Source organism: Sphingopyxis sp. H050 (assembly GCF_001468265.1).
Classification (GTDB): Bacteria; Pseudomonadota; Alphaproteobacteria; order Sphingomonadales; family Sphingomonadaceae; genus Sphingopyxis.
In genome coordinates this window covers 234,311-252,573 of sequence record NZ_LNRZ01000005.1, presented here as the reverse complement: position 1 = coordinate 252,573, position 18,263 = coordinate 234,311, and the positions used below count along the sequence as shown (strand labels likewise).

The following is an 18,263-nucleotide window of genomic DNA, read 5'->3' as shown; positions in this document are numbered from 1 at the left end:
ACAGAGCGTTTCGACCGAGGGGATGATAAGGCAACGCGGGGAGCGATCTTGAAGACTTTGACCATCCTGCGGCACGCGAAGTCGGGCTGGGACGTACAGGTCGAGCGCGATTTCGACCGGCCGATCAACGCCCGCGGCCGCCGCGGCGCCGAAATCATCGGCCAATATGTGAAGCGCCAGGCCTTTCCGATCGACCGCATCATCGCCTCGCCCGCAGTGCGGGTGACCGAGACGCTCGACATCTTCCAGCCCGCGGCGAACCTCGACGATCTGGAGCCGCATTGGGACCGGCGCATCTACCTCGCTTCGGCGGCGACGCTGATCGATGTCATCCACGACATGGGCAGCGATGCCGATAACCTGCTGATCTCGGGCCATAATCCCGGTCTCGAGGATCTGGCGCTGATGCTGGTGCCGCAGGATGGCGGCGGGGATCTGCGCGAAAAGGTCGAGGAAAAGCTGCCGACGTCGGCGCTCGTCCGGCTGGAGATCGACATCGCCGACTGGCGCGAGCTGGAGGTCAATATGGCACGGATTGTGGATTTCATCCGCCCGCGCGACCTCGACCCGGCGCTGGGGCCGGCGATGGACGACGATTAACGGGATCGTCGATTGGGAGTTGGAACGGACGCTTCCTATCCCAAATTCGCAGAAGATGCCCGCAACCGGTCGCTAACAGCTGATCAGTTCAGCGCCGCCGCGAGCCGCTGACGCAGCGCAACCAGCGCCTCCACCGGTACACCGTGCGCCGCAGCGACAACGGGCGCCGCGGCCGCAGGCGCCACCGGCGCGCCCTTTCCTGCGCCATTCGTTTCCGACAGCGCCTTGCGCGCGCCCTCGACCGTATAGCCTTTCACATGCAGCAGATGGTGAATATGCTCGGTGAGCGCGACATCCTCGGCGCGGTAATAGCGCCGCCGCCCCGACCGCTGGAGCGGGCGGAGCTGCGGAAAGCGCGTTTCCCAATAGCGCAGCACATGCGTGGGCACGCCGATGCGGTCGGCCAGTTCGCCAATCGACAGCATCGCGCCGGCGGACTTGCCGCCGTCGCCATCGTTATCGAAATCCGACATATCCAAACCCCCGAGACAGGCCCGGATTATTTGCCGGCGACGCGCGCGCGCATCGTCTGGCTGGCGCGGAAGGTCATCACCCGCCGCGGCAGGATCGGCACCTCAATGCCGGTCTTGGGATTGCGGCCGATCCGCTGCGCCTTGTCGCGCAGCACGAAGGTGCCGAAGCCCGAAATCTTCACATTCTGCCCACCCGCCAGCGCGTCGGACATATGGTCCAGAATAGATTCGACGATCGTCGCCGACTCGTTGCGCGACAGACCGATCTGCTGATTGATCTTTGCTGCGATATCCGCACGCGTAAGCGTCCCTGCTGCCATGTTGTTCCCTTCCCCTCCAGAAGCGGATGCACCAAAAGGTTCCCGGAAGGCCCCCACCGTCACGAGTCCCGTGCGCCTTTGTAACAAAAGCGAATAAATCCGCCAAACTGAAAAGGATGGCCGGAGAAGTTAAAGCGCCGGAGCGAAGGATCAGATGCGAAGGACCGCGGCGCCCCAGGTAAAGCCCCCGCCCATCGCCTCGAGCACGACCAGGTCGCCGCGCTTGATGCGCCCGTCGCGGACCGCAAGATCGAGCGCGAGCGGCACCGAGGCCGCCGACGTATTGGCATGCTGGTCGACCGTCAGCACAACGCGTTCGGCCGGCAAGCCCAGCTTTTTGGCGGTCGCGTCGATGATGCGCTTGTTCGCCTGATGCGGAACGACCCAGTCGATATCCTCGGCCGACAGCCCGACGTCGGCCATCACCTCACCCAGCACGCTCGCCAGATTGGTGACGGCATGGCGGAACACTTCGCGGCCTTGCATGCGGACATGGCCGACGGTGCCGGTCGTCGAGGGACCGCCGTCGACGTAGAGCATGTCCGTATATTTGCCCTCGGCGTGGAGGCGCGTCGCCAGGATGCCGCGATCGTCCGCGACCTCTTCGGCCGACAGCACCACCGCGCCCGCGCCGTCGCCGAACAGGACGCAGGTCGTGCGGTCTTCCCAGTCGAGGATGCGGCTGAAGGTCTCGCTGCCGATGACGAGCGCGTGCTTCGCCGCGCCCGTGCGCAGCATCGAGTCGGCGACCGACACCGCATAGAGAAAGCCAGAGCAGACCGCGGCGACGTCGAAGGCGATGCAGTCGGGCGCACCGAGGATCGCCTGCACCTTGGTCGCGCTGGCCGGGAAGGTGTTGTCGGGGGTCGCGGTGGCGACGATGATCAGGCCGATGTCCGATGGCTGGAGCCCGGCCGCGGCCAGCGCCTGCTTCGCGGCGTCGGCGCCCAGCGTCGCGGTCGTCTCGTCGGGCTCGGCGATATGACGAAAGCGGATGCCGGTGCGCTCGACGATCCACTCGTCGCTGGTATCGACGCGTGTCGCCAGTTCGGCATTGGAAACGCGGGTGCGCGGCAGCGCCGAGCCGGTGCCGGCCAGAATCGCGCGTAAGGTCATGCCGCGTCGCCGCTGCGGAAATTCGCGAGATCCTCGGTCACCTGACGCGTAATGTCCTTTTCGATGAGTTCGGCGCAGAGGTGGACGCAGTTCGCGACCCCCTTCGCATCGGCGCTGCCGTGGCTCTTCAGCACCACGCCGTTGAGGCCGAGGAACACCGCGCCATTGTGATTGTTCGGGTCGAGATGATGCCGCAGCAGCTCGGTCGCCGGGCGCGAGATCAGGAAGCCGATCTTCGAGCGCGTGGACGAGGTGAAGGCGCGGCGCAGCAGGTCGGTGACGAAGCGCGCCGTCCCCTCGATCGTCTTGAGCGCGATATTGCCCGAAAAGCCGTCGTGGACGATCACATCGACGTCGCCGCGCGACAATTTGTCGCCCTCGATGAAGCCCGCGAACTGCATCGGCAGCCCTTCCGCCCCGCGCAGCATCGCCGCCGCGTCGCGGATTTCGTCGGTGCCCTTCAGCTCCTCGGTGCCGATGTTGAGCAGCGCGACCCGCGGCTTCTCCAGGCCCATCGCGGTGCGCGCATAGGCGGCGCCCATGACGGCGAACTGGACGAGATTGTTGGCGTCGCAATCGGTGTTGGCGCCAAGGTCGAGCATCACGACATCATTGTCGCCGAGCGTCGGCAGCAGCGCCGCAAGGGCCGGCCGGTCGATCCCCGGCATGGTGCGCAGCGCCAGCTTGGCCATCGCCATCAGCGCGCCGGTGTTGCCCGCCGACACGGCGCCGCCCGCATCGCCGCGCTTCACCGCGTCGATCGCGAGCCCCATCGAGGTGGTTTTCGCCTTGCGGATCGCCTGGCTGGGCTTGTCCTCGCCGGTCACGACGCCGTCGGTGTGGATGATGTCCGAAGCGGCGCGCAGGTTCGGGTGGTTTTCCAGCGCAGCCTTGATCTGCACCTCGTCGCCGACGAGCAGAAAACGGAGACCGTCGTGCTTGTGGCGCGCCATCGCGGCGCCGGCGAGCATCATGCGCACGCCGACGTCACCGCCCATCGCATCGATCGCGATTCGCGGTGTCAGGCTCATCCGAACGCTCTCCGGCTTGGGCTTAGGCGCCAGCCACCACTTCGCGGCCGTTGTAATGGCCGCAGGCGTTGCACAGATTGTGCGGACGCTTCAGTTCGCCGCAGTTGGGGCATTCCTGAAAGGCTTCGACCTTCAGGCTGTCGTGGCTACGACGCATGCCGCGCTTCGAGGGCGAGGTTTTTCGCTTGGGAACGGCCATTTTATATCCTGCATTCTTAACTGTTTATACGAATCGGCGAACCCGGACATGTTGCTTCCGTTGCCGGAAATAACTGGCCCGCCCGCCGCGCGATGCTTGTTTCCGCCTGAAAAAGAACAGGAAACCGTCCGCCGGAGGGTGCCTCAACGCCTGTTGGTGTCGGGTGCCGGATCGGGCGCGGCTATAGCGTTTTTGCCCGCAAAGGCAACCCCTGAGGGCAAAGGATGTGCCGCGACGCCACTTGCCCTCCCCGGCAGGCAATGCCACACCCGCGTCACCGCCGGAACACCGGCCAACGACAGGGGGGAAGCCACATGATTATCTTGCCGATCAGCCTCACGATCGCCGCCGGAGCGGCGCTGCTCAATCTCTGGCTCAGCGTGCGCGTCGGGCGCGTGCGGACCAAGGAAAAGGTCTTCATCGGCGACGGCGGCAACGAACCGCTGACGCGCCGCATGCGCGCGCACAGCAATTTCGTCGAGAACACCGCCTTCGTGCTGATCCTGCTCGCGCTCGTCGAACTGGCGCTGGGCTGGTCGGTCTGGCTCTGGGCCGTCGGCGCGCTCTATCTGGCCGCCCGCATCCTGCACGCGCTCGGCATGGACGGGACGATGCCGTGGGGCCGCATGGTCGGCACGATCATCACCATGCTGACCCAGCTCGGCCTCGCCGGACTTGCGTTGTTCACTGTCTATGCGACGCCGGCGAACAGCATCACGACCGAGATTGTCGAGACCGAGGCGGTGCCGCCCAAATAGGCGCGCTCAGCCTATCGCCGCGTCGCTGACATAGGGATTGGTGCGGCGCTCCTGCGCAAAGCTGCTGTGCGGGCCGTGTCCGGGCAGGAAGATCGTCTCGTCGCCGAGCGGCCACAGCTTCTGCGTGATCGAATCGAGCAGCTGCTGGTGGTTGCCGCGCGGGAAATCGGTCCGGCCGATCGATCCCTGGAACAGCACGTCGCCGACGATCGCGAGCTTCGACGGACCGTGGTGGAAGACGACATGCCCCGGCGTGTGGCCGGGACAATGGATGACATCGATTTCCAGATTGCCGACGCTGACCTTGTCGCCGTCGACCAGCCAGCGATCGGGCTCGAACGTCTCGCCCACCATTCCGAAACGCGCGCCATCCTCGGCGAACTGCGCGATCCAGAAGCGGTCGTCCTCATGCGGCCCCTCGATCGGCACGCCAAGCTCCTTCGCCAACATCCCCGCCTGACCGCAATGATCCATATGGCCGTGAGTGACGAGAATCTTTTCGACCTCGACCCCGGTCTGCCGCACGGCTTCCTTCAGCTTGTCGAGATCGCCGCCAGGATCGACGAAGGCCGCCTTGTTCGTCTCGGTACACCACAGCAGGGTGCAATTCTGCTGAAAGGCGGTGACGGGCACGATCGCGGCGCGAAGCGGAGGATTGGGAGCGTTCATGGCCCCGATGTGGGCAAAGCGGCCCGATTTGGCAACCCTGACGCGCGTCAGCGCAGCGTCATCGTGTCGCCTTCGACCTTCACGCTTTCGAGCTTGGCGAGGAAGCTCTGGCCGAGCAGCGACACGCCCATGTCGGCGTCGACCACCGCGGCCTGGACATGCCGAACCTCGAGTCCGTCGACCTCGACGCGGTCGAGCACGAAGGTGCGCATCGGCACGTCGCCGCCCGCCGTGCGCGCGGTGCCGGTGATCGGCAAGCGATCGACGTCGATGCCGATCGCTTCGGCGTCGTCGCGCGTCAGCGCCACCACCGACGCGCCGCTGTCGACCATCAAGCGGATATGCGAACCGTCGATGTCCGCATCGGCATAGAAATGCGAATCGCTCGCTCGACCCAGCAATACCTCGCTGGGCCGGCCCGTGTTGCCCCGCGCTTCGGCCGCGGCCAGCGACTGCTCCTTGCGCACTTTATGCGTCGTCCAATTGTCGTGATTGCCGCGAATGGGGTCAGGCCGCTGGGCCACGTCGTCCGACGTCGAGCGGCTGGCGACACTCGCCACGCCCAACGAGACCGCCACGATCACCGCAGCCAAACCAAGGAAGCGCCCCAACATGAGGCGCTTTTCGCAGACGAGGGTTGGCGATTGGTTAAGCCGGTCCGCCTTGTTCGATAAAGGCGCGCCACGTCGGCGTCGCGCCGCGAATGCTATACACGATCCGCGCACAGGCATAGGGGCGGCCCGGCCGGTTATCGGCCTCGATCGCAGTCGCCGGCCATGGTCCGGCGCCGTTGCCGCCCGCCGACCAGCAAACAAGCGCCTCGGCCTCCTGCCCGGCCTCGATCGCGGCGCGCTCGTCGGCAGCGAGCGACGCGGGCGCGGCCCAGCCGAAGATCGCGCTACGGTTCGACCCCTCCGAAAAAAGGGCCTGCACGAACGGACTGCCCCGATCGTTGAGCAGCGCCTTGATGCGGTCGCGATCTGCCACGGTCAGCCATTGCCCGCCAAGCAACGGCGCCCATTGGGCCTCGTCGCGCGACCGGAGCGCAAGGGCCAACGCGTCCGCCGCGGCCGCAAAGCGCGGCGTCCATGCGGAGTCGGCCGCCAATGGCGCCAGCCTGGATGGAGGTCGGGACGCCTCGGCTTCGGTGGGCAGCAACGATGTCGGCGCCGAAAGGGCGGGAACCGAAAGGGCGAAAGCGGCGGTGAGCGCCGACGATATCAGCAGAGCGCGCATGGGCGGCAATCTAGCACCGACGGCCGCACCTGTCATGAGCCGAGCGCGAGCGCCTCGCGCATCCATGCTGGTGCAGCGGCCGGGTCCACAGCCTCGACCCGGCGATGCTCGACCGACCAGCCGAGATCGGGGTAGGCAATGACCTGCCGCTTTTCGTCGGCTTCGCCGATCGGCACCACGACCAGCCGCCGATTGACCTTCTGCCGCCAGTTCATCCGCGCGGTATTCTCCTGCCCAACGTAGCAGCCCTTGGTGAAGCTGACGCCGTTCAGTTCGGCGGCATTGCATTCGAGCCAGAGCGTCGTGCCGTCGCCAAGCTCGGCGCGGCCTTCCGTGACGCCCTGCGACAGCCGATGCGCCTTCCACCCGGCATCGGCGCCCTCGCCTTCATCGGCGGGGGCCAGCCAGCGCTGGCCGAGATCGGCGAGGCGCGGATCGACGACGCCAAGGTCGCCTTCCTTCGCCCAATGCACGGCGAGCCCGTCTTCGCGCCCGATCGTGATCGCCCGGCGCAAGCGATAGAGGGTCAGCCGCTTCGCCAACGCTTCGGCGGCGTCGCGCTCGCAATCGATCAGCACGTCCGCCTCGTCACCCCAGATCAGGAAATCGAACAGCACCTTGCCTTGCGGCGTCAGCAGCGCCGCCCAGACCGGCAGATTGCCCGAGACGTCGTTGGTGACGAGCCCTTGCAGGAACCCCCGGACATCTTCGCCCGAAAGACGGAGGAGCGCGCGGTCGTTCAGGGTGGTATTGGCCATGCCGATAATCTAGGGACGCGGCAGCCAAAACCAACCCGCAAGTTGACGAGCCCGCACATGACCGACCGCCTGACGATCCGCCGCCCCGACGACTGGCATGTGCATCTTCGCGACGGCGTCATGCTCGAGCATGTCGCGCGCTATACCGCGCGCCAGTTCGCGCGGGCGATCATCATGCCGAACCTGTCGCCGCCGGTCACGACCGCCCAGGAGGGCGCGGCGTATCGCGACCGCATCCGCGCCGCCGTCCCGGCGGACCTCGATCTCACTCCGTTGATCGTCGCCTATCTCACCGACAACAGCGACCCCGACGAAATCGCGCGCGGCCATGCCGAGGGCGTGTTTACCGCGGCGAAGCTCTATCCGGCGCATGCAACGACCGGCAGCGCGCACGGCGTCACCGACGTCGCGAACATCATGTCCGTCCTCGAACGCATGGCCGAAATCGGCATGCCCTTGCTGATCCACGGCGAAGTCACCGATCATGACGTCGACATCTTCGACCGCGAGGCGGTGTTCATCGACCGCACCCTCGCGCCGCTGGTGAAGAAATTGCCCGACCTCAAGATCGTCTTCGAGCATATCACGACGTCCGAAGCCGTGGAGTTCGTGAAGAGCGCGCCCGCCAATGTCGGCGCGACGATCACGCCGCAGCATCTCCACATCAACCGCAACGCGATGCTCGTCGGCGGTATCCGCCCGCACGCCTATTGCCTGCCCGTCGCCAAGCGCGAGCAGCACCGCCTCGCGGTGCGTTCCGCCGCGGTGTCGGGCTCGCCCAAATTCTTCCTGGGCACCGACAGCGCGCCGCATGCCGTGCACACGAAAGAAGCCGCCTGCGGCTGCGCGGGAATCTTCAACGCGCCCTTTGCGTTGGAAAGCTACATCGCGGTCTTCGACGAGGAAGGCGCGCTGGACAAGTTCGAGGGCTTCGCCAGCGAGCACGGCCCCAACTTCTATGGCCTGCCGCTCAACGGCGGCACGATCACGCTCGAGCGCGGGGAGACTGTCGTGCCGGACAAGATCGGCGAGGTCGTGCCTTTCCACGCCGGCGAGACGCTGGGCTGGCGGCTGGTCTAATCTCTTCGTTCCTCCCTGTCGCGAAGCGATGGGAGGAAAAGGATCTAAGCCGCCGGCATCATCCGGCCGGCGCGCATCTTGCGCCACATGTCGAAACTGAACACTGCGATGCTGATCCAGATCAACAGGAAGCAGGCGAGCTGCGCCGGCTTCAGCGGTTCCTTGAACACAAACAGGCTGAGCACAAAGGCAATGCTCGGCGCGAGATACTGGACGAAACCCAGCGCCGCATAGCTCATCCTGCGCGCCGCCGTCGCGAAGAGCAGCAGCGGCACCGCAGTCACCACGCCGCCCGCCATCAGCAAGAGGCTGATCGACGTTCCGGACGCAAATCCGGCGCCGTCGTCGATCCAGAGATAATAGCCCGCGGCGGCGATCGCGAGCGGCAGCAGCACGGTCGTTTCGACCGCCAGCCCCGGAAGCGAGCCCACCGGGACGACCTTGCGCAGCAGGCCGTAAGTGCCGAAGCTCAGCGCCAGAGTCAGGCTGATCCACAGCGTGTCGAGCGCGCCCGCCAGCAGGATCGCGACGCCAACCCCGGCGATGGCGACCGCGACAAGCTGCAGTCGCGACAGCCGCTCGCCGAGGAACACCATCCCCAGCATCACATTGACCAGCGGGTTGAGATAATAGCCGAGGCTCGCGGCTAGCACATGGTCGGTGAAGATCGCATAGATATAGACGAGCCAGTTGACCGCGATCAGCACCGAACTCGCGAGGAGCAGGCGCAGCGTCTTCCACTCCTTCAGCGCGGCCAGATAATCGCCGATCTGCCGCCGGAACGCCATGATCAGGAAACAGAGCGGCAACGACCACACGATCCGCTGCGCCAGCACTTCGGCCGGCGGAACGCTGGTCAGCAGCTTGAAGAACAGCGGGACGAAGCCCCAGATGCCATAGGCCGCGAGCGCATAGGGCAGCCCGCCCTGATTGCTCCCCGCAGGGGCCGGTGCGCTTGCCATGGCTCTCTGCCGCTCCGGATCAGATGATGCCGCCGCCGAGCATCAGGCGCACGACGCCGATGACGATGACGACGATATTGAGGTTCCGGCCCGCCGTGCGGTCGGACATCGCGCCCAGCGCCAACCCCACGATCGCGATCGGCACGATGACCCAGTTCGCCCAGCCGAGCAGCGGGATGAACGCGAAAACGGCCAAAACGAGCGCGATGGCGCCGATGACGAGCGAAGCGACGTTAAGCATGGGCAACATGTCGCACGCCCGCCCCCGCCCTTCAAGACACTTTCGGTCCGTCGATGGATAGGCTCGCTTCGTCTTGTTGCCGAAGGTTCATGCAACGGGTCGCGGACCCGGCTCGTTTTGCCTGTCGAAGCGCACGGTCCCCATCGGGAAACGAGCGTCGAGACCAGGAAAGGATAAGATGATGAAGACTTGGACCAAGGGCCTGATGGGCATGATCGCCGCGGCCAGCGTCGTCGGCACCGCCCCCGCCTACGCCGGCATCTCCACGGCCGTGCCGTCGCAGGGCTACAGCAAGAGCGACGACAGCGCGAACTTCTATCGCAAGAAGGACCGCCGCTATTACGCCTCGCGCGACCAGCGGATCAACCGCAACACCCGCGTGTGGCGCGGCGAGGACGGGCGTTATCGCTGTAAGAAGGACAATGGCACCACCGGCTTGCTGATCGGCGGCGCCGCGGGCGGCCTCGCCGGCCACGAAATCGCCGGCAACGGCGACAAGCTGCTCGGCACCATCATCGGCGCGGGCGCCGGTGCGCTGATCGGCCGCGAGATCGACCGCGACAAATATCGCTGCCGCTAAGCGATAGGAAACCGTCGCAGGTGTGGGTTCGAGACCCCTCCACCTGCACCATGTGATGGCGAGGGCGCCGACCGCAAGGTTGGCGCCCTCAACATATCCGGCTTGCCCGGACTGTCCTCTTGCCGCAGAAGCATCGGCCAATCGCTGCGGGAGAGACACGAAAGATGTTGAACGGCCCCCTGCTGGTCACCGAACGGCTGATCCTGCGCCCGCCGGGCCCCCAGGACTTCGACGGCTTCGCCGAGATGTGCGCCGAGGAAGACACGATGCGCTTCATCGGCGGCGCCTGCCCGCGCTCGCAGGCGTGGCGGCTGTGGTGCACGCTCGCGGGCGCCTGGCATATCCGCGGCTATTCGATGTTCTCGGTCATCGAGCGCGAGAGCGGCGAATGGGTCGGCCGCCTCGGACCGTGGGAACCCGACGGCTGGCCCGCGCCCGAGATCGGTTACGGCGTCCGCGCCAGGTTCGCGGGCAAGGGTTACGCCTTCGAGGGGTGCGTCGCGGCGTGCGACTTCGCGGTCGAATTCCTGAAATGGCCCGAGCTGATGCACAGCATCGACCCGGCGAACACCCGCTCGCAGGCGCTCGCCAGGCGCCTCGGCGCGGCGAACAGCGGCCCGACCCGGCTCCCCGCCCCCTTTCAGGACGCACCCGTCGACGCGTGGACGCAGAGCGCCGACGCCTGGCGGATCAAACGCAAGGAGTTTCTGCCGTGAGCGACCGCCACGTCGACCCCGAACGCGCGCAGTTCGACGCGTTCAAGGCGCTGCCGCGCGATACGAAAATCCACATGCTCAACCTCGTCCGCTTCAAGGACAAGGCGACCTATCCCGCCGACCATCCGCTCGCCGCCGCCGATCTCAGCGGCGCCGAAGCCTATGCGAATTACGGGACCGACAGCGGCCCGGTCTTCCAGCGTGTCGGCGGCAGTATCGTCTGGCGCGGCTCGATGGAGGCGCTGCTGATCGGCCCCGACGGCGAAAAATGGGACGCGATCTTCATCGCCGAATATCCGCACAGCGGGGCTTTCATGGAGATGGTGACCGACCCCGTCTATCGGCAGGCGGTCGTTCACCGGCAAGCCTCGGTCGAGACCTCGCGCCTCATCCGCACCGCGCCGGGGCTGATCCCGTCTCGCTCCGGCACAGTTTTCGGATAACAAAACATTACCCGTTAACGCATTTTATTTGGGTCTTTTTAACCAGGATCGGGCATTCCCGGAGAGATATTAAGGGAGTGTTAGCTATGATCGTGCGGGGAAAATGGCTCGTTGCTGGCCTGCTGATGGCGACGGCGCCGCTGGCGGGATGCCGCGACAACCCTGAAGCCAAGGCGGATCTCGCACCGCTCGACGACGGCTTGGCCAGCGGCGACCCCGCGGTCAAGGGCGCGCTCGAGGACAAGATCATGGTCGACCCCAAGCTTACGGGTCAGGCGAACAAGAATGCCGTGGGCCCGGGCAACAAGCCCGTCGACGGCGGCGTTCCGGGCGTCGGCGGTGGCAAGGCCGCTGCGGCGGCCGAGGCAGCCGCAGCGCAAGCCGCAGGCAAATTGCTCGCCGCGCCCAAGGCGCTGCCCTTCGAGGAAAATTGCGCGGGCGACTGCGCCGCCGCGGCCAAGCGCCCGGTCACGATCGGCGCGCTCGCGCGCGATCAGCAAAAGGGCAGCTGCGATGCCAAGCTGACCTATGGCAACGCCTGGGCGGACCGCCTGCCCGCCGCGTTCAAGGTCTACCCGCGCGCCACGCTGCGCGAGGCCGCGGGCGTCGCCGGCGGCAAGTGCAACATCCGCGTCGTCAATTTCCAGACCGCCGCCTCGATCCAGGGTGTGCTCGACTATTACCACACCATGGCGGTCCGCGCCGGCTACACCAGCGACCACCGCGTCAAGGGCAACGAGCATATGCTCGGCGGCACCAAGGGCGACCTCGCCTATGTCGTGATGCTCCGCCGCGACGGCGGCGTGACCGACGTCGATCTGGTGGCGTCGGGCGGCAAATAACAGGCGGCGACCAAGCAGCTTTCGGAACATAGTGAAAAGGCCCCGGGGGAGAGGGAACCCCCGGGGCCTTTTAAGGCGTATCAGGCGGCTGTCAGAGCTTGTCGCCGAGCGCGCCTTGGACCTTGCCCTTCAGATTCTGGGCCTCGCCCTTGCGCTCCTGCGCTGCGCCTTCGGCGCGCAGGCGCTCGTTGTCGGTCGCCTTGCCGGCCGCCTGCTTCACATTGCCGGCGGCTTCGTTCGCCAGCCCTTTGGCTTTTTCGGTCAGTTCACCCACGGGGGTTTCTCCTTAGCTGCTCGCGAGGCGGAGGGGGCGCCTCGTGCAAGATCAACGTGGAGTGGCGGCCAAAGTTGCCCAAATTTGCGACTAACCGCTTGTCGTATCATGATTTTACCGCGGGAACATCGCCCGCCGCCAGGCGTTGGTTGTCAAATCAGGCCTGCTAGCGGGCTCGACGGATCGGCATATTTGCGCAGCCCCATCCGTCCCGCCAGATAGGCGTCGCGTCCCGCCTCGACCGCCAGCTTCATCGCGCGCGCCATGCGAATGGGGTCTTTCGCTTCGGCGATCGCGGTGTTCATCAGCACGCCGTCGCAGCCAAGCTCCATCGCCACCGCGGCGTCGCTCGCGGTCCCGACGCCCGCATCGACGAGCACCGGCACCGACGCGCCCTCGACGATCAGGCGGATCGTCACGCGGTTCTGGATGCCCAGCCCCGACCCGATCGGCGCGCCGAGCGGCATGATCGCGACCGCGCCCGCATCCTCGAGCTGCTTCGCCGCGATCGGATCGTCGACGCAATAGACCATCGGCAGGAAGCCTTCCTTGGCGAGCACTTCGGTCGCCTCCAGCGTCTCGCGCATGTTCGGATAGAGCGTCTTCGCCTCGCCGAGCACCTCCAGCTTGACCAGATCCCAGCCCCCCGCCTCGCGCGCCAGCCGCAGGGTGCGGATCGCATCGTCGGCGTTGAAGCAGCCCGCGGTGTTCGGCAGATAGGTGATCTTCTTGGGATCGATATAGTCGGTCAGCATCGGCGCATTCGGGTCCGACACATTGACGCGGCGCACCGCGACGGTGACGATCTGTGCCCCCGACGCCGCGACTGCCGCCGCATTCTGCTCGAAATCCTTATACTTGCCGGTCCCGACAATCAGCCGCGACGTGAACGTCCGTCCGGCAACGCTCCAAGTGTCGGTCAACAACCGCCTCCCACAAAATGAACGATTTCCAGCGCATCGCCCTCGGCGAGCGCGACATCGGCCAGCGTCGAACGCGGCACGATCGCGCGATTGCGCTCGACCGCGACCTTTTTGACGTCGAGCCCCAGCGAGGCGACGAGGTCGGCGATGCTGCCTTCGCGCACCTGCCGCGCTTCGCCGTTGAGGATCACCGAAATCACCGCGTACCCGCCTTGCTTTGCCTTTGCCAAGCAGCCCATATAGGGGGAGCGCGCATCCTCGCAACCGAAAGCCAAGCCTTTGACCAATGAGCGTACCGACAAGCCGACCGTCTTCGTCTTCTCCGGCCCCAACCTCAACCTGCTCGGCACCCGCGAGCCCGAGATCTACGGCCACGACACGCTGAACGACATCCACGCGCGGCTGGAAGCGCAGGCCGCCGAACTCGGCCTACGGCTCGAATGCCGCCAGACCAACCATGAAGGCGTGCTGATCGACTGGCTGCACGAAGCCTATGTCGCGGGCGCCAAGGCGGTGCTGCTCAACGCCGGCGGCTACACGCACACCTCGATCGCGCTGCACGATGCGATCAAGTCGATCAAGGTGCCGGTGATCGAGGTCCATCTGTCGGACCCGATGCAGCGCGAGGCGTTCCGCCATGTGAGCTATGTCGGCATGGCCGCCGTAGCGCATTTTGCCGGGCACGGCGCAAACAGCTACACGCTGGCGCTGGACGCCGCGGCCCGTCTCTGACAATAGGGCGCATCAAAAAACGGGGTCAGGGCGCCCAACCGACGGCGCCGCAACAACAGGAAAATTCTCATGGGTGACCATAAAGACGATGGCATCAATATCGATCCGGCTTATGTCCGCGCGCTCGCCGAACTGCTCGACGACACCAGCCTGACCGAGATCGAAGTCGAAGACGGCGACCGCAAGGTCCGCGTCGCGCGCAAGGCGACCGCCGCCGCCGCGCCCGTCGCTTATGCCCCCGCCCCTGTGGCTGCACCCGCCGCCGCCCCCCCGGCTGCAACCGCCGCGGCTCCGGCTGCTGCCGCGCCAGCCGCCGACAGCTTCGCTGGCGCGGTCAAATCGCCGATGGTCGGCACCGTCTACCTGTCGCCCGAACCCGGCGCGCCGAATTTCGCGACCGTCGGTTCGGCGGTGAAGGAAGGCGATACCGTCCTGATTATCGAGGCGATGAAGGTGATGAACCCGATCGTCGCGCCGACGTCAGGCACGCTTAAAGCCGTGCATGTCGAGAACAGCCAGCCGGTCGAATTCGACCAGCCGCTGTTCACCATTGCCTGAGTTTCCCATGGCCATCGAAAAACTGCTGATCGCCAACCGCGGCGAGATTGCGCTGCGCATCCACCGCGCGTGTCACGAAATGGGCATCAAGACGGTCGCGGTCCACTCGACCGCCGACACCGACGCGATGCACGTCCGCCTCGCCGACGAGGCCGTCTGCATCGGCCCGCCCGCCGCGAAGGACAGCTATCTCAATATCCCCGCGATTATTTCGGCGGCCGAGATCACCGGCGCCGACGCCATCCATCCGGGCTATGGCTTCCTCTCCGAAAACGAGCGCTTCGCCGAAATCATCGAAGCGCATGACATGGTCTTCGTCGGCCCGAAGCCCGAGCATATCCGCACGATGGGCGACAAGGTCGAGGCGAAGCGCACCGCGGTCGCGCTCGGCCTTCCGGTCGTTCCGGGCTCGCCGGGCGCGGTTACGTTCGGCGAGGAGACCAAACGCCTCGCCAAGGACATCGGCTATCCGGTGCTGATCAAGGCCGCCTCGGGCGGCGGCGGGCGCGGCATGAAGGTCGTTCCCGACGAGGACAGCCTCGAAAGCCTGATGGGCCAGGCCTCCAGCGAAGCGGCGGCCGCATTCGGCGACCCCACCGTCTACATGGAGAAATATCTCGGCAACCCGCGCCACATCGAGTTTCAGGTATTCGGCGACGGTCAGGGCAATGCCATCCACCTCGGCGAGCGCGACTGCTCGCTCCAGCGCCGCCACCAGAAGGTGCTCGAAGAGGCCCCGTCGCCGATCATCTCGGCCGAGGAACGCGCGCGCATGGGCGGCATCTGCGCCGATGCGATGGCGAAAATGGGCTATCGCGGCGCCGGCACGATCGAGTTCCTGTGGGAAAATGGCGAATTTTTCTTCATCGAGATGAACACCCGCATCCAGGTGGAGCATCCGGTGACCGAGATGATCACCGGCTTCGACCTCGTCCGCGAACAGATCCGCATCGCCGGCGGCGCGGGCCTGTCGGTCCGCCAGGAAGACCTCGAGTTTCGCGGCCATGCGATGGAATGCCGCATCAATGCGGAGGACCCGCGCACCTTCCTGCCCTCGCCGGGCAAGGTCACCAACTATCACGCGGCGGGCGGCATGCACGTCCGCGTCGATAGCGGGCTTTACGCCGGCTATTCGATCCCGCCTTACTATGACAGCATGATCGGCAAACTGATCGTCTATGGCCGCAGCCGCGAAAGCTGCATGATGCGGATGCGCCGCGCGCTCGAGGAAATGGTGATCGGCGGCGTCAAGACGAACATCCCGCTCCACCAGGCGCTGCTCGCCGATCCCGATGTCATCCACGGCGACTATACGATCAAGTGGCTCGAGGATTGGCTCGCGCGGCAGGATGAAGCAGGCGCGGCTTAGGTCCGCTCGTCGCCACCCTGCCCCACTTCGTCACCCCCGGCGAAGGCCTGGGTCGCATGGGCATGGCCTGACGCTGCGTCGAGCTTCCGGCCTTCGCCGGAATGACGGAGATGTTCTGTCGAGGCGGCACCACAAGCGGTAGAGTGTGTGCTAGCTCACTTTAACTAGGGAGAGTTTTTGGCTATGGCCTTCGCCATGGTCAAAAAGTCTTTGCTTTCGCTGCGCCCGACGGCGGCGCTGTTGCTCCCCCTGACGCTGCTGGCGGCCCCTTCCTTCGCGCAGGCGGTCAAGGAAGATTCGGTCGTCCTCCAGCCCGACAAGGTGAAGGACGACGCCCCGGTCGTCGAGACGATGGCCGAGGCCAATCTGCCGAGCTGGTCGGCCGCCAACGCCCGCGCACTGCTCGCCGCGATCAAGGGCGCGGGTGACGAGGGTCTGTTCGCGAAGGATTATAACCCCGAGGGGCTGAAAGCTGCGATCGACAGCGGCGATCAGGCGCGGCTCGACAAGGTCGCGACCGACAGCTTCCTTTTGCTGGCGACACACCTCCGCGACGGCCGGACGCCGAACGCTGCCCGCAAACAATGGTTCATGACCGACAGCGACGCCCAGACGACGCCGCTGATCGCGCTGCTGACCTCGGCGCTGGTGTCGGGCACCGTCCCGCAGGCGCTTGCCAGCCTCGACCCCGTGCACCCCAATTTCGCGGTGCTGAAGGCGTCGCTCGCCAAGGCCAAGACTCCGGCCGACGCCAATGCGATCCGCGTCAATATGGAGCGCTGGCGCTGGATGCCGCGCAGCCTTGGCGATCGTTACGTCGTCAGCAACGTCCCCGAATATCTGACCCGCGTCATCCACGGGGGCACGACGATCGCCACGCACAAGGCCGTGGTCGGCAAGGCGACGACCCCGACGCCGCAGCTCAATCCGATGGCGACCGGCATCATCGTCAACCCGACCTGGACGCTGCCGCGCAGCATCATCAACGAAGGCATCGGTGCGACGATCGCCCGCAACCCCGCCTCGGCGCGCGCGCAGGGCTATACCTGGACCGGCAGCGGCAAGACGCTGTCGGTCGTGCAGCAGCCGGGCGCGAACAATGCGCTGGGCGTCATGAAGATGGAAATGCTCAATCCGCACGCCATCTATCTGCACGACACGCCGTCGAAGGCCGCGTTCGCCGCAACCGCGCGCGCGTTCAGCCACGGCTGCATCCGCACCGAAAAGGCGCTGCACTTCTCCGGCCTGATGGCGGTCTATTTCGCGGGCCGCAGTCCCGAGGAATTTGGCGAGGCGATCGCCAGCGGCAAGACGACGAAGTTCACCTTCGAACAGCCCTTCCCCGTCTATGTCGCCTATTGGACGGTGATCCCGAATGCGAAAGGCGACGGCATCAGCAAGCTCGCCGACATCTACGGCCGCGACGCGCCCGTGGTGGAAAGCTTCGCCAGGCCCGGCCGCACCGCCGCCGTCCTGATCGCGCCCAACCCGCCGTCGGTGGTGCCGACGATGACCACGCCGATCACGACGGGCGGGAATTAACCCTCTGCCCTCCCCGCTGAATGGGGGAAGAAGCTTCTTAGTCCGCCGTCCTCGGAATCGCGTTGTTCGCGCCGGCCCGGACCATATTCTCGGTCCCCGGCAGCGGCTCGCTCGGCATCGGGAACACCGGCGCCGGCGGCGGCACGCTCAGCTTGTCGGCGAACAGCAACCGCCCCGGTCCCAGCTTATAGAGGATCATCGGCAACAGCTCTTCGCCGAACACGAAACAGCCTTCGCTGCGCCCCAGCTTGCCCTGTGTCGCGATCAGCGACGGGTCGGCATACCACGCGCCATGCACGACGATCGCGCGCATGTCGGCATTGTTGTTGTCCGGCTCCAGCCCGGCGAGCCGCATCGACGACCCGTTGGCGCCCCAATAATAATCGCTGGTGCGATACGCTCCGCGCGACGAGGCCAGGCTGCCCGGCGCGTTCGAAAAGCGCTTCAACCAGCCGTCGTGCTGCGGGTCCGACCCGCGGCCGTGCGTCACCGGGAACATGTCGACCTTGCCCGCAACCATGTCGACCAGCGCAAAGCGCGCGCGCGACGACGGCAGGCCGAAATCGACGATCCCGACGCGGTCGGTCTGGTGGATATTGCGCGCCTGCGTCGCCAGCTGCCGCTTTGCGACGGCCAGATAATCGACCGGCGGCGCAACCGGCGCGGCCGGTTGGCTTATCCAGTCAGGCAATTGGGCGGCGCGCGCCGACGTCGCGGCCAGCGCACCTGCGCCCGCCATTGCCGCCAGCATCGCCCTGCGATCCATCAATTCATTCACGTATCCAGCAACCCCGCATTGGCCGCCTCTGGCGGTCCCTCGACTTGCATAAGTCGTATCTGG

Annotated in this window: 24 protein-coding genes and 1 pseudogene; 11 read left to right on the top strand and 14 right to left on the bottom strand. The window is 66.1% G+C overall.

All coding sequences use genetic code 11. The features are described 5' to 3' along the window. The first annotated feature begins 48 nt into the window (after nucleotides 1-48). Nucleotides 49-600, top strand: a complete 552-nt coding sequence (locus ATE67_RS12345; protein WP_058816962.1) for a SixA phosphatase family protein — start codon at nucleotides 49-51, stop codon at nucleotides 598-600. A gap of 83 nt (nucleotides 601-683) precedes the next feature. Here the strand turns inward: ATE67_RS12345 and ATE67_RS12340 are convergent, their stop codons facing one another. From ATE67_RS12340 to rpmF, 5 genes are all read right to left on the bottom strand, one after another. Continuing rightward, nucleotides 684-1,073, bottom strand: coding sequence for a MerR family transcriptional regulator (locus ATE67_RS12340; RefSeq protein WP_058816961.1), 390 nt, complete (start codon nucleotides 1,071-1,073; stop codon nucleotides 684-686). 26 nt (nucleotides 1,074-1,099) lie between these two features. Next, nucleotides 1,100-1,393: an integration host factor subunit alpha gene (locus ATE67_RS12335; RefSeq protein WP_058816960.1), complete on the bottom strand. Its 294-nt coding sequence runs from the start codon at nucleotides 1,391-1,393 to the stop codon at nucleotides 1,100-1,102. Between the two features lie 150 nt (nucleotides 1,394-1,543). Next, the gene (locus tag ATE67_RS12330) at nucleotides 1,544-2,509 is read right to left on the bottom strand and encodes a beta-ketoacyl-ACP synthase III (RefSeq protein WP_058816959.1); all 966 of its coding nucleotides are present in this window, start codon (nucleotides 2,507-2,509) and stop codon (nucleotides 1,544-1,546) included. Further along, nucleotides 2,506-3,540 carry a phosphate acyltransferase PlsX gene (plsX, locus tag ATE67_RS12325; RefSeq protein ID WP_058816958.1) on the bottom strand — a complete coding sequence of 345 codons (1,035 nt, stop codon included), beginning with the start codon at nucleotides 3,538-3,540 and terminating at the stop codon, nucleotides 2,506-2,508. Before plsX ends, ATE67_RS12330 begins: the two co-directional genes overlap by 4 nt. Before the next feature lie 22 nt (nucleotides 3,541-3,562). Next, nucleotides 3,563-3,739 (bottom strand): 50S ribosomal protein L32, encoded by a 177-nt coding sequence (gene rpmF, locus ATE67_RS12320; protein ID WP_053553947.1) that lies wholly within the window; start codon nucleotides 3,737-3,739, stop codon nucleotides 3,563-3,565. A gap of 314 nt (nucleotides 3,740-4,053) precedes the next feature. On the opposite strand from rpmF, the gene ATE67_RS12315 reads away from it, so the two are divergent. Then, nucleotides 4,054-4,497, top strand: a complete 444-nt coding sequence (locus ATE67_RS12315) for an MAPEG family protein (RefSeq protein WP_058816957.1) — start codon at nucleotides 4,054-4,056, stop codon at nucleotides 4,495-4,497. A 6-nt stretch (nucleotides 4,498-4,503) separates the two neighbouring features. Here ATE67_RS12315 and ATE67_RS12310 read toward each other — a convergent pair whose 3' ends face one another. From ATE67_RS12310 to ygfZ, 4 genes are read right to left on the bottom strand one after another with little or no spacing between them, the layout of a single operon-like run. After that, nucleotides 4,504-5,166: an MBL fold metallo-hydrolase gene (locus ATE67_RS12310; RefSeq protein ID WP_058816956.1), complete on the bottom strand. Its 663-nt coding sequence runs from the start codon at nucleotides 5,164-5,166 to the stop codon at nucleotides 4,504-4,506. Between the two features lie 47 nt (nucleotides 5,167-5,213). Beyond that, on the bottom strand, nucleotides 5,214-5,780 hold the full coding sequence (locus ATE67_RS12305; RefSeq protein ID WP_058816955.1) for a retropepsin-like aspartic protease family protein: 567 nt from the start codon (nucleotides 5,778-5,780) through the stop codon (nucleotides 5,214-5,216). Nucleotides 5,781-5,814: 34 nt separating this feature from the next. Continuing rightward, on the bottom strand, nucleotides 5,815-6,402 hold the full coding sequence (locus ATE67_RS12300) for a hypothetical protein (RefSeq protein WP_058816954.1): 588 nt from the start codon (nucleotides 6,400-6,402) through the stop codon (nucleotides 5,815-5,817). 32 nt (nucleotides 6,403-6,434) lie between these two features. Continuing rightward, a complete protein-coding gene (gene ygfZ / locus ATE67_RS12295) occupies nucleotides 6,435-7,160 on the bottom strand; it encodes a CAF17-like 4Fe-4S cluster assembly/insertion protein YgfZ (RefSeq protein ID WP_058816953.1) in 726 nt (241 codons plus the stop codon). Nucleotides 7,161-7,217: 57 nt separating this feature from the next. On the opposite strand from ygfZ, the gene pyrC reads away from it, so the two are divergent. Further along, the gene (gene pyrC / locus ATE67_RS12290) at nucleotides 7,218-8,240 is read left to right on the top strand and encodes a dihydroorotase (protein WP_058816952.1); all 1,023 of its coding nucleotides are present in this window, start codon (nucleotides 7,218-7,220) and stop codon (nucleotides 8,238-8,240) included. A 44-nt stretch (nucleotides 8,241-8,284) separates the two neighbouring features. On the opposite strand, the gene rarD is transcribed toward pyrC, so the two are convergent. Next, a complete protein-coding gene (gene rarD / locus ATE67_RS12285) occupies nucleotides 8,285-9,202 on the bottom strand; it encodes an EamA family transporter RarD (RefSeq protein WP_058816951.1) in 918 nt (305 codons plus the stop codon). A 19-nt stretch (nucleotides 9,203-9,221) separates the two neighbouring features. Then, entirely contained in the window at nucleotides 9,222-9,443 is a 222-nt protein-coding gene (locus ATE67_RS12280) for a hypothetical protein (protein WP_058817095.1), read from the bottom strand. Nucleotides 9,444-9,621: 178 nt separating this feature from the next. On the opposite strand from ATE67_RS12280, the gene ATE67_RS12275 reads away from it, so the two are divergent. From ATE67_RS12275 to ATE67_RS12260, 4 genes are all read left to right on the top strand, one after another. After that, complete coding sequence (locus ATE67_RS12275) at nucleotides 9,622-10,023, top strand: glycine zipper 2TM domain-containing protein (protein ID WP_331458764.1); 402 nt, start codon at nucleotides 9,622-9,624, stop codon at nucleotides 10,021-10,023. A gap of 164 nt (nucleotides 10,024-10,187) precedes the next feature. Further along, nucleotides 10,188-10,739 carry a GNAT family N-acetyltransferase gene (locus tag ATE67_RS12270; RefSeq protein ID WP_058816950.1) on the top strand — a complete coding sequence of 184 codons (552 nt, stop codon included), beginning with the start codon at nucleotides 10,188-10,190 and terminating at the stop codon, nucleotides 10,737-10,739. Beyond that, the gene (locus ATE67_RS12265) at nucleotides 10,736-11,182 is read left to right on the top strand and encodes a DUF1330 domain-containing protein (RefSeq protein WP_058816949.1); all 447 of its coding nucleotides are present in this window, start codon (nucleotides 10,736-10,738) and stop codon (nucleotides 11,180-11,182) included. The genes ATE67_RS12270 and ATE67_RS12265 overlap by 4 nt, the downstream gene beginning before the upstream one ends. 86 nt (nucleotides 11,183-11,268) lie before the next feature. Beyond that, nucleotides 11,269-12,024 (top strand): hypothetical protein, encoded by a 756-nt coding sequence (locus ATE67_RS12260; protein WP_058816948.1) that lies wholly within the window; start codon nucleotides 11,269-11,271, stop codon nucleotides 12,022-12,024. Nucleotides 12,025-12,115: 91 nt separating this feature from the next. Here ATE67_RS12260 and ATE67_RS12255 read toward each other — a convergent pair whose 3' ends face one another. Further along, a complete protein-coding gene (locus ATE67_RS12255; RefSeq protein ID WP_058816947.1) occupies nucleotides 12,116-12,298 on the bottom strand; it encodes a CsbD family protein in 183 nt (60 codons plus the stop codon). A gap of 152 nt (nucleotides 12,299-12,450) precedes the next feature. Continuing rightward, a pseudogene (gene thiS / locus ATE67_RS12250) lies at nucleotides 12,451-13,460 on the bottom strand (sulfur carrier protein ThiS). A gap of 40 nt (nucleotides 13,461-13,500) precedes the next feature. Between thiS and ATE67_RS12240 the strand changes: the two are divergent. The 4 genes from ATE67_RS12240 to ATE67_RS12225 all read left to right on the top strand — a co-directional run bounded on the left by ATE67_RS12240 (nucleotide 13,501) and on the right by ATE67_RS12225 (nucleotide 17,422). After that, nucleotides 13,501-13,953 (top strand): type II 3-dehydroquinate dehydratase, encoded by a 453-nt coding sequence (locus ATE67_RS12240; protein ID WP_058816945.1) that lies wholly within the window; start codon nucleotides 13,501-13,503, stop codon nucleotides 13,951-13,953. 69 nt (nucleotides 13,954-14,022) lie between these two features. Beyond that, nucleotides 14,023-14,511 carry an acetyl-CoA carboxylase biotin carboxyl carrier protein gene (accB, locus tag ATE67_RS12235; RefSeq protein WP_058816944.1) on the top strand — a complete coding sequence of 163 codons (489 nt, stop codon included), beginning with the start codon at nucleotides 14,023-14,025 and terminating at the stop codon, nucleotides 14,509-14,511. A 7-nt stretch (nucleotides 14,512-14,518) separates the two neighbouring features. After that, on the top strand, nucleotides 14,519-15,880 hold the full coding sequence (gene accC / locus ATE67_RS12230) for an acetyl-CoA carboxylase biotin carboxylase subunit (RefSeq protein ID WP_058816943.1): 1,362 nt from the start codon (nucleotides 14,519-14,521) through the stop codon (nucleotides 15,878-15,880). A gap of 195 nt (nucleotides 15,881-16,075) precedes the next feature. Then, nucleotides 16,076-17,422 carry a L,D-transpeptidase family protein gene (locus tag ATE67_RS12225; RefSeq protein ID WP_058817092.1) on the top strand — a complete coding sequence of 449 codons (1,347 nt, stop codon included), beginning with the start codon at nucleotides 16,076-16,078 and terminating at the stop codon, nucleotides 17,420-17,422. A gap of 37 nt (nucleotides 17,423-17,459) precedes the next feature. On the opposite strand, the gene ATE67_RS12220 is transcribed toward ATE67_RS12225, so the two are convergent. Continuing rightward, nucleotides 17,460-18,188, bottom strand: a complete 729-nt coding sequence (locus tag ATE67_RS12220) for a murein L,D-transpeptidase catalytic domain family protein (RefSeq protein WP_231728143.1) — start codon at nucleotides 18,186-18,188, stop codon at nucleotides 17,460-17,462. Nucleotides 18,189-18,263 lie beyond the last annotated feature (75 nt).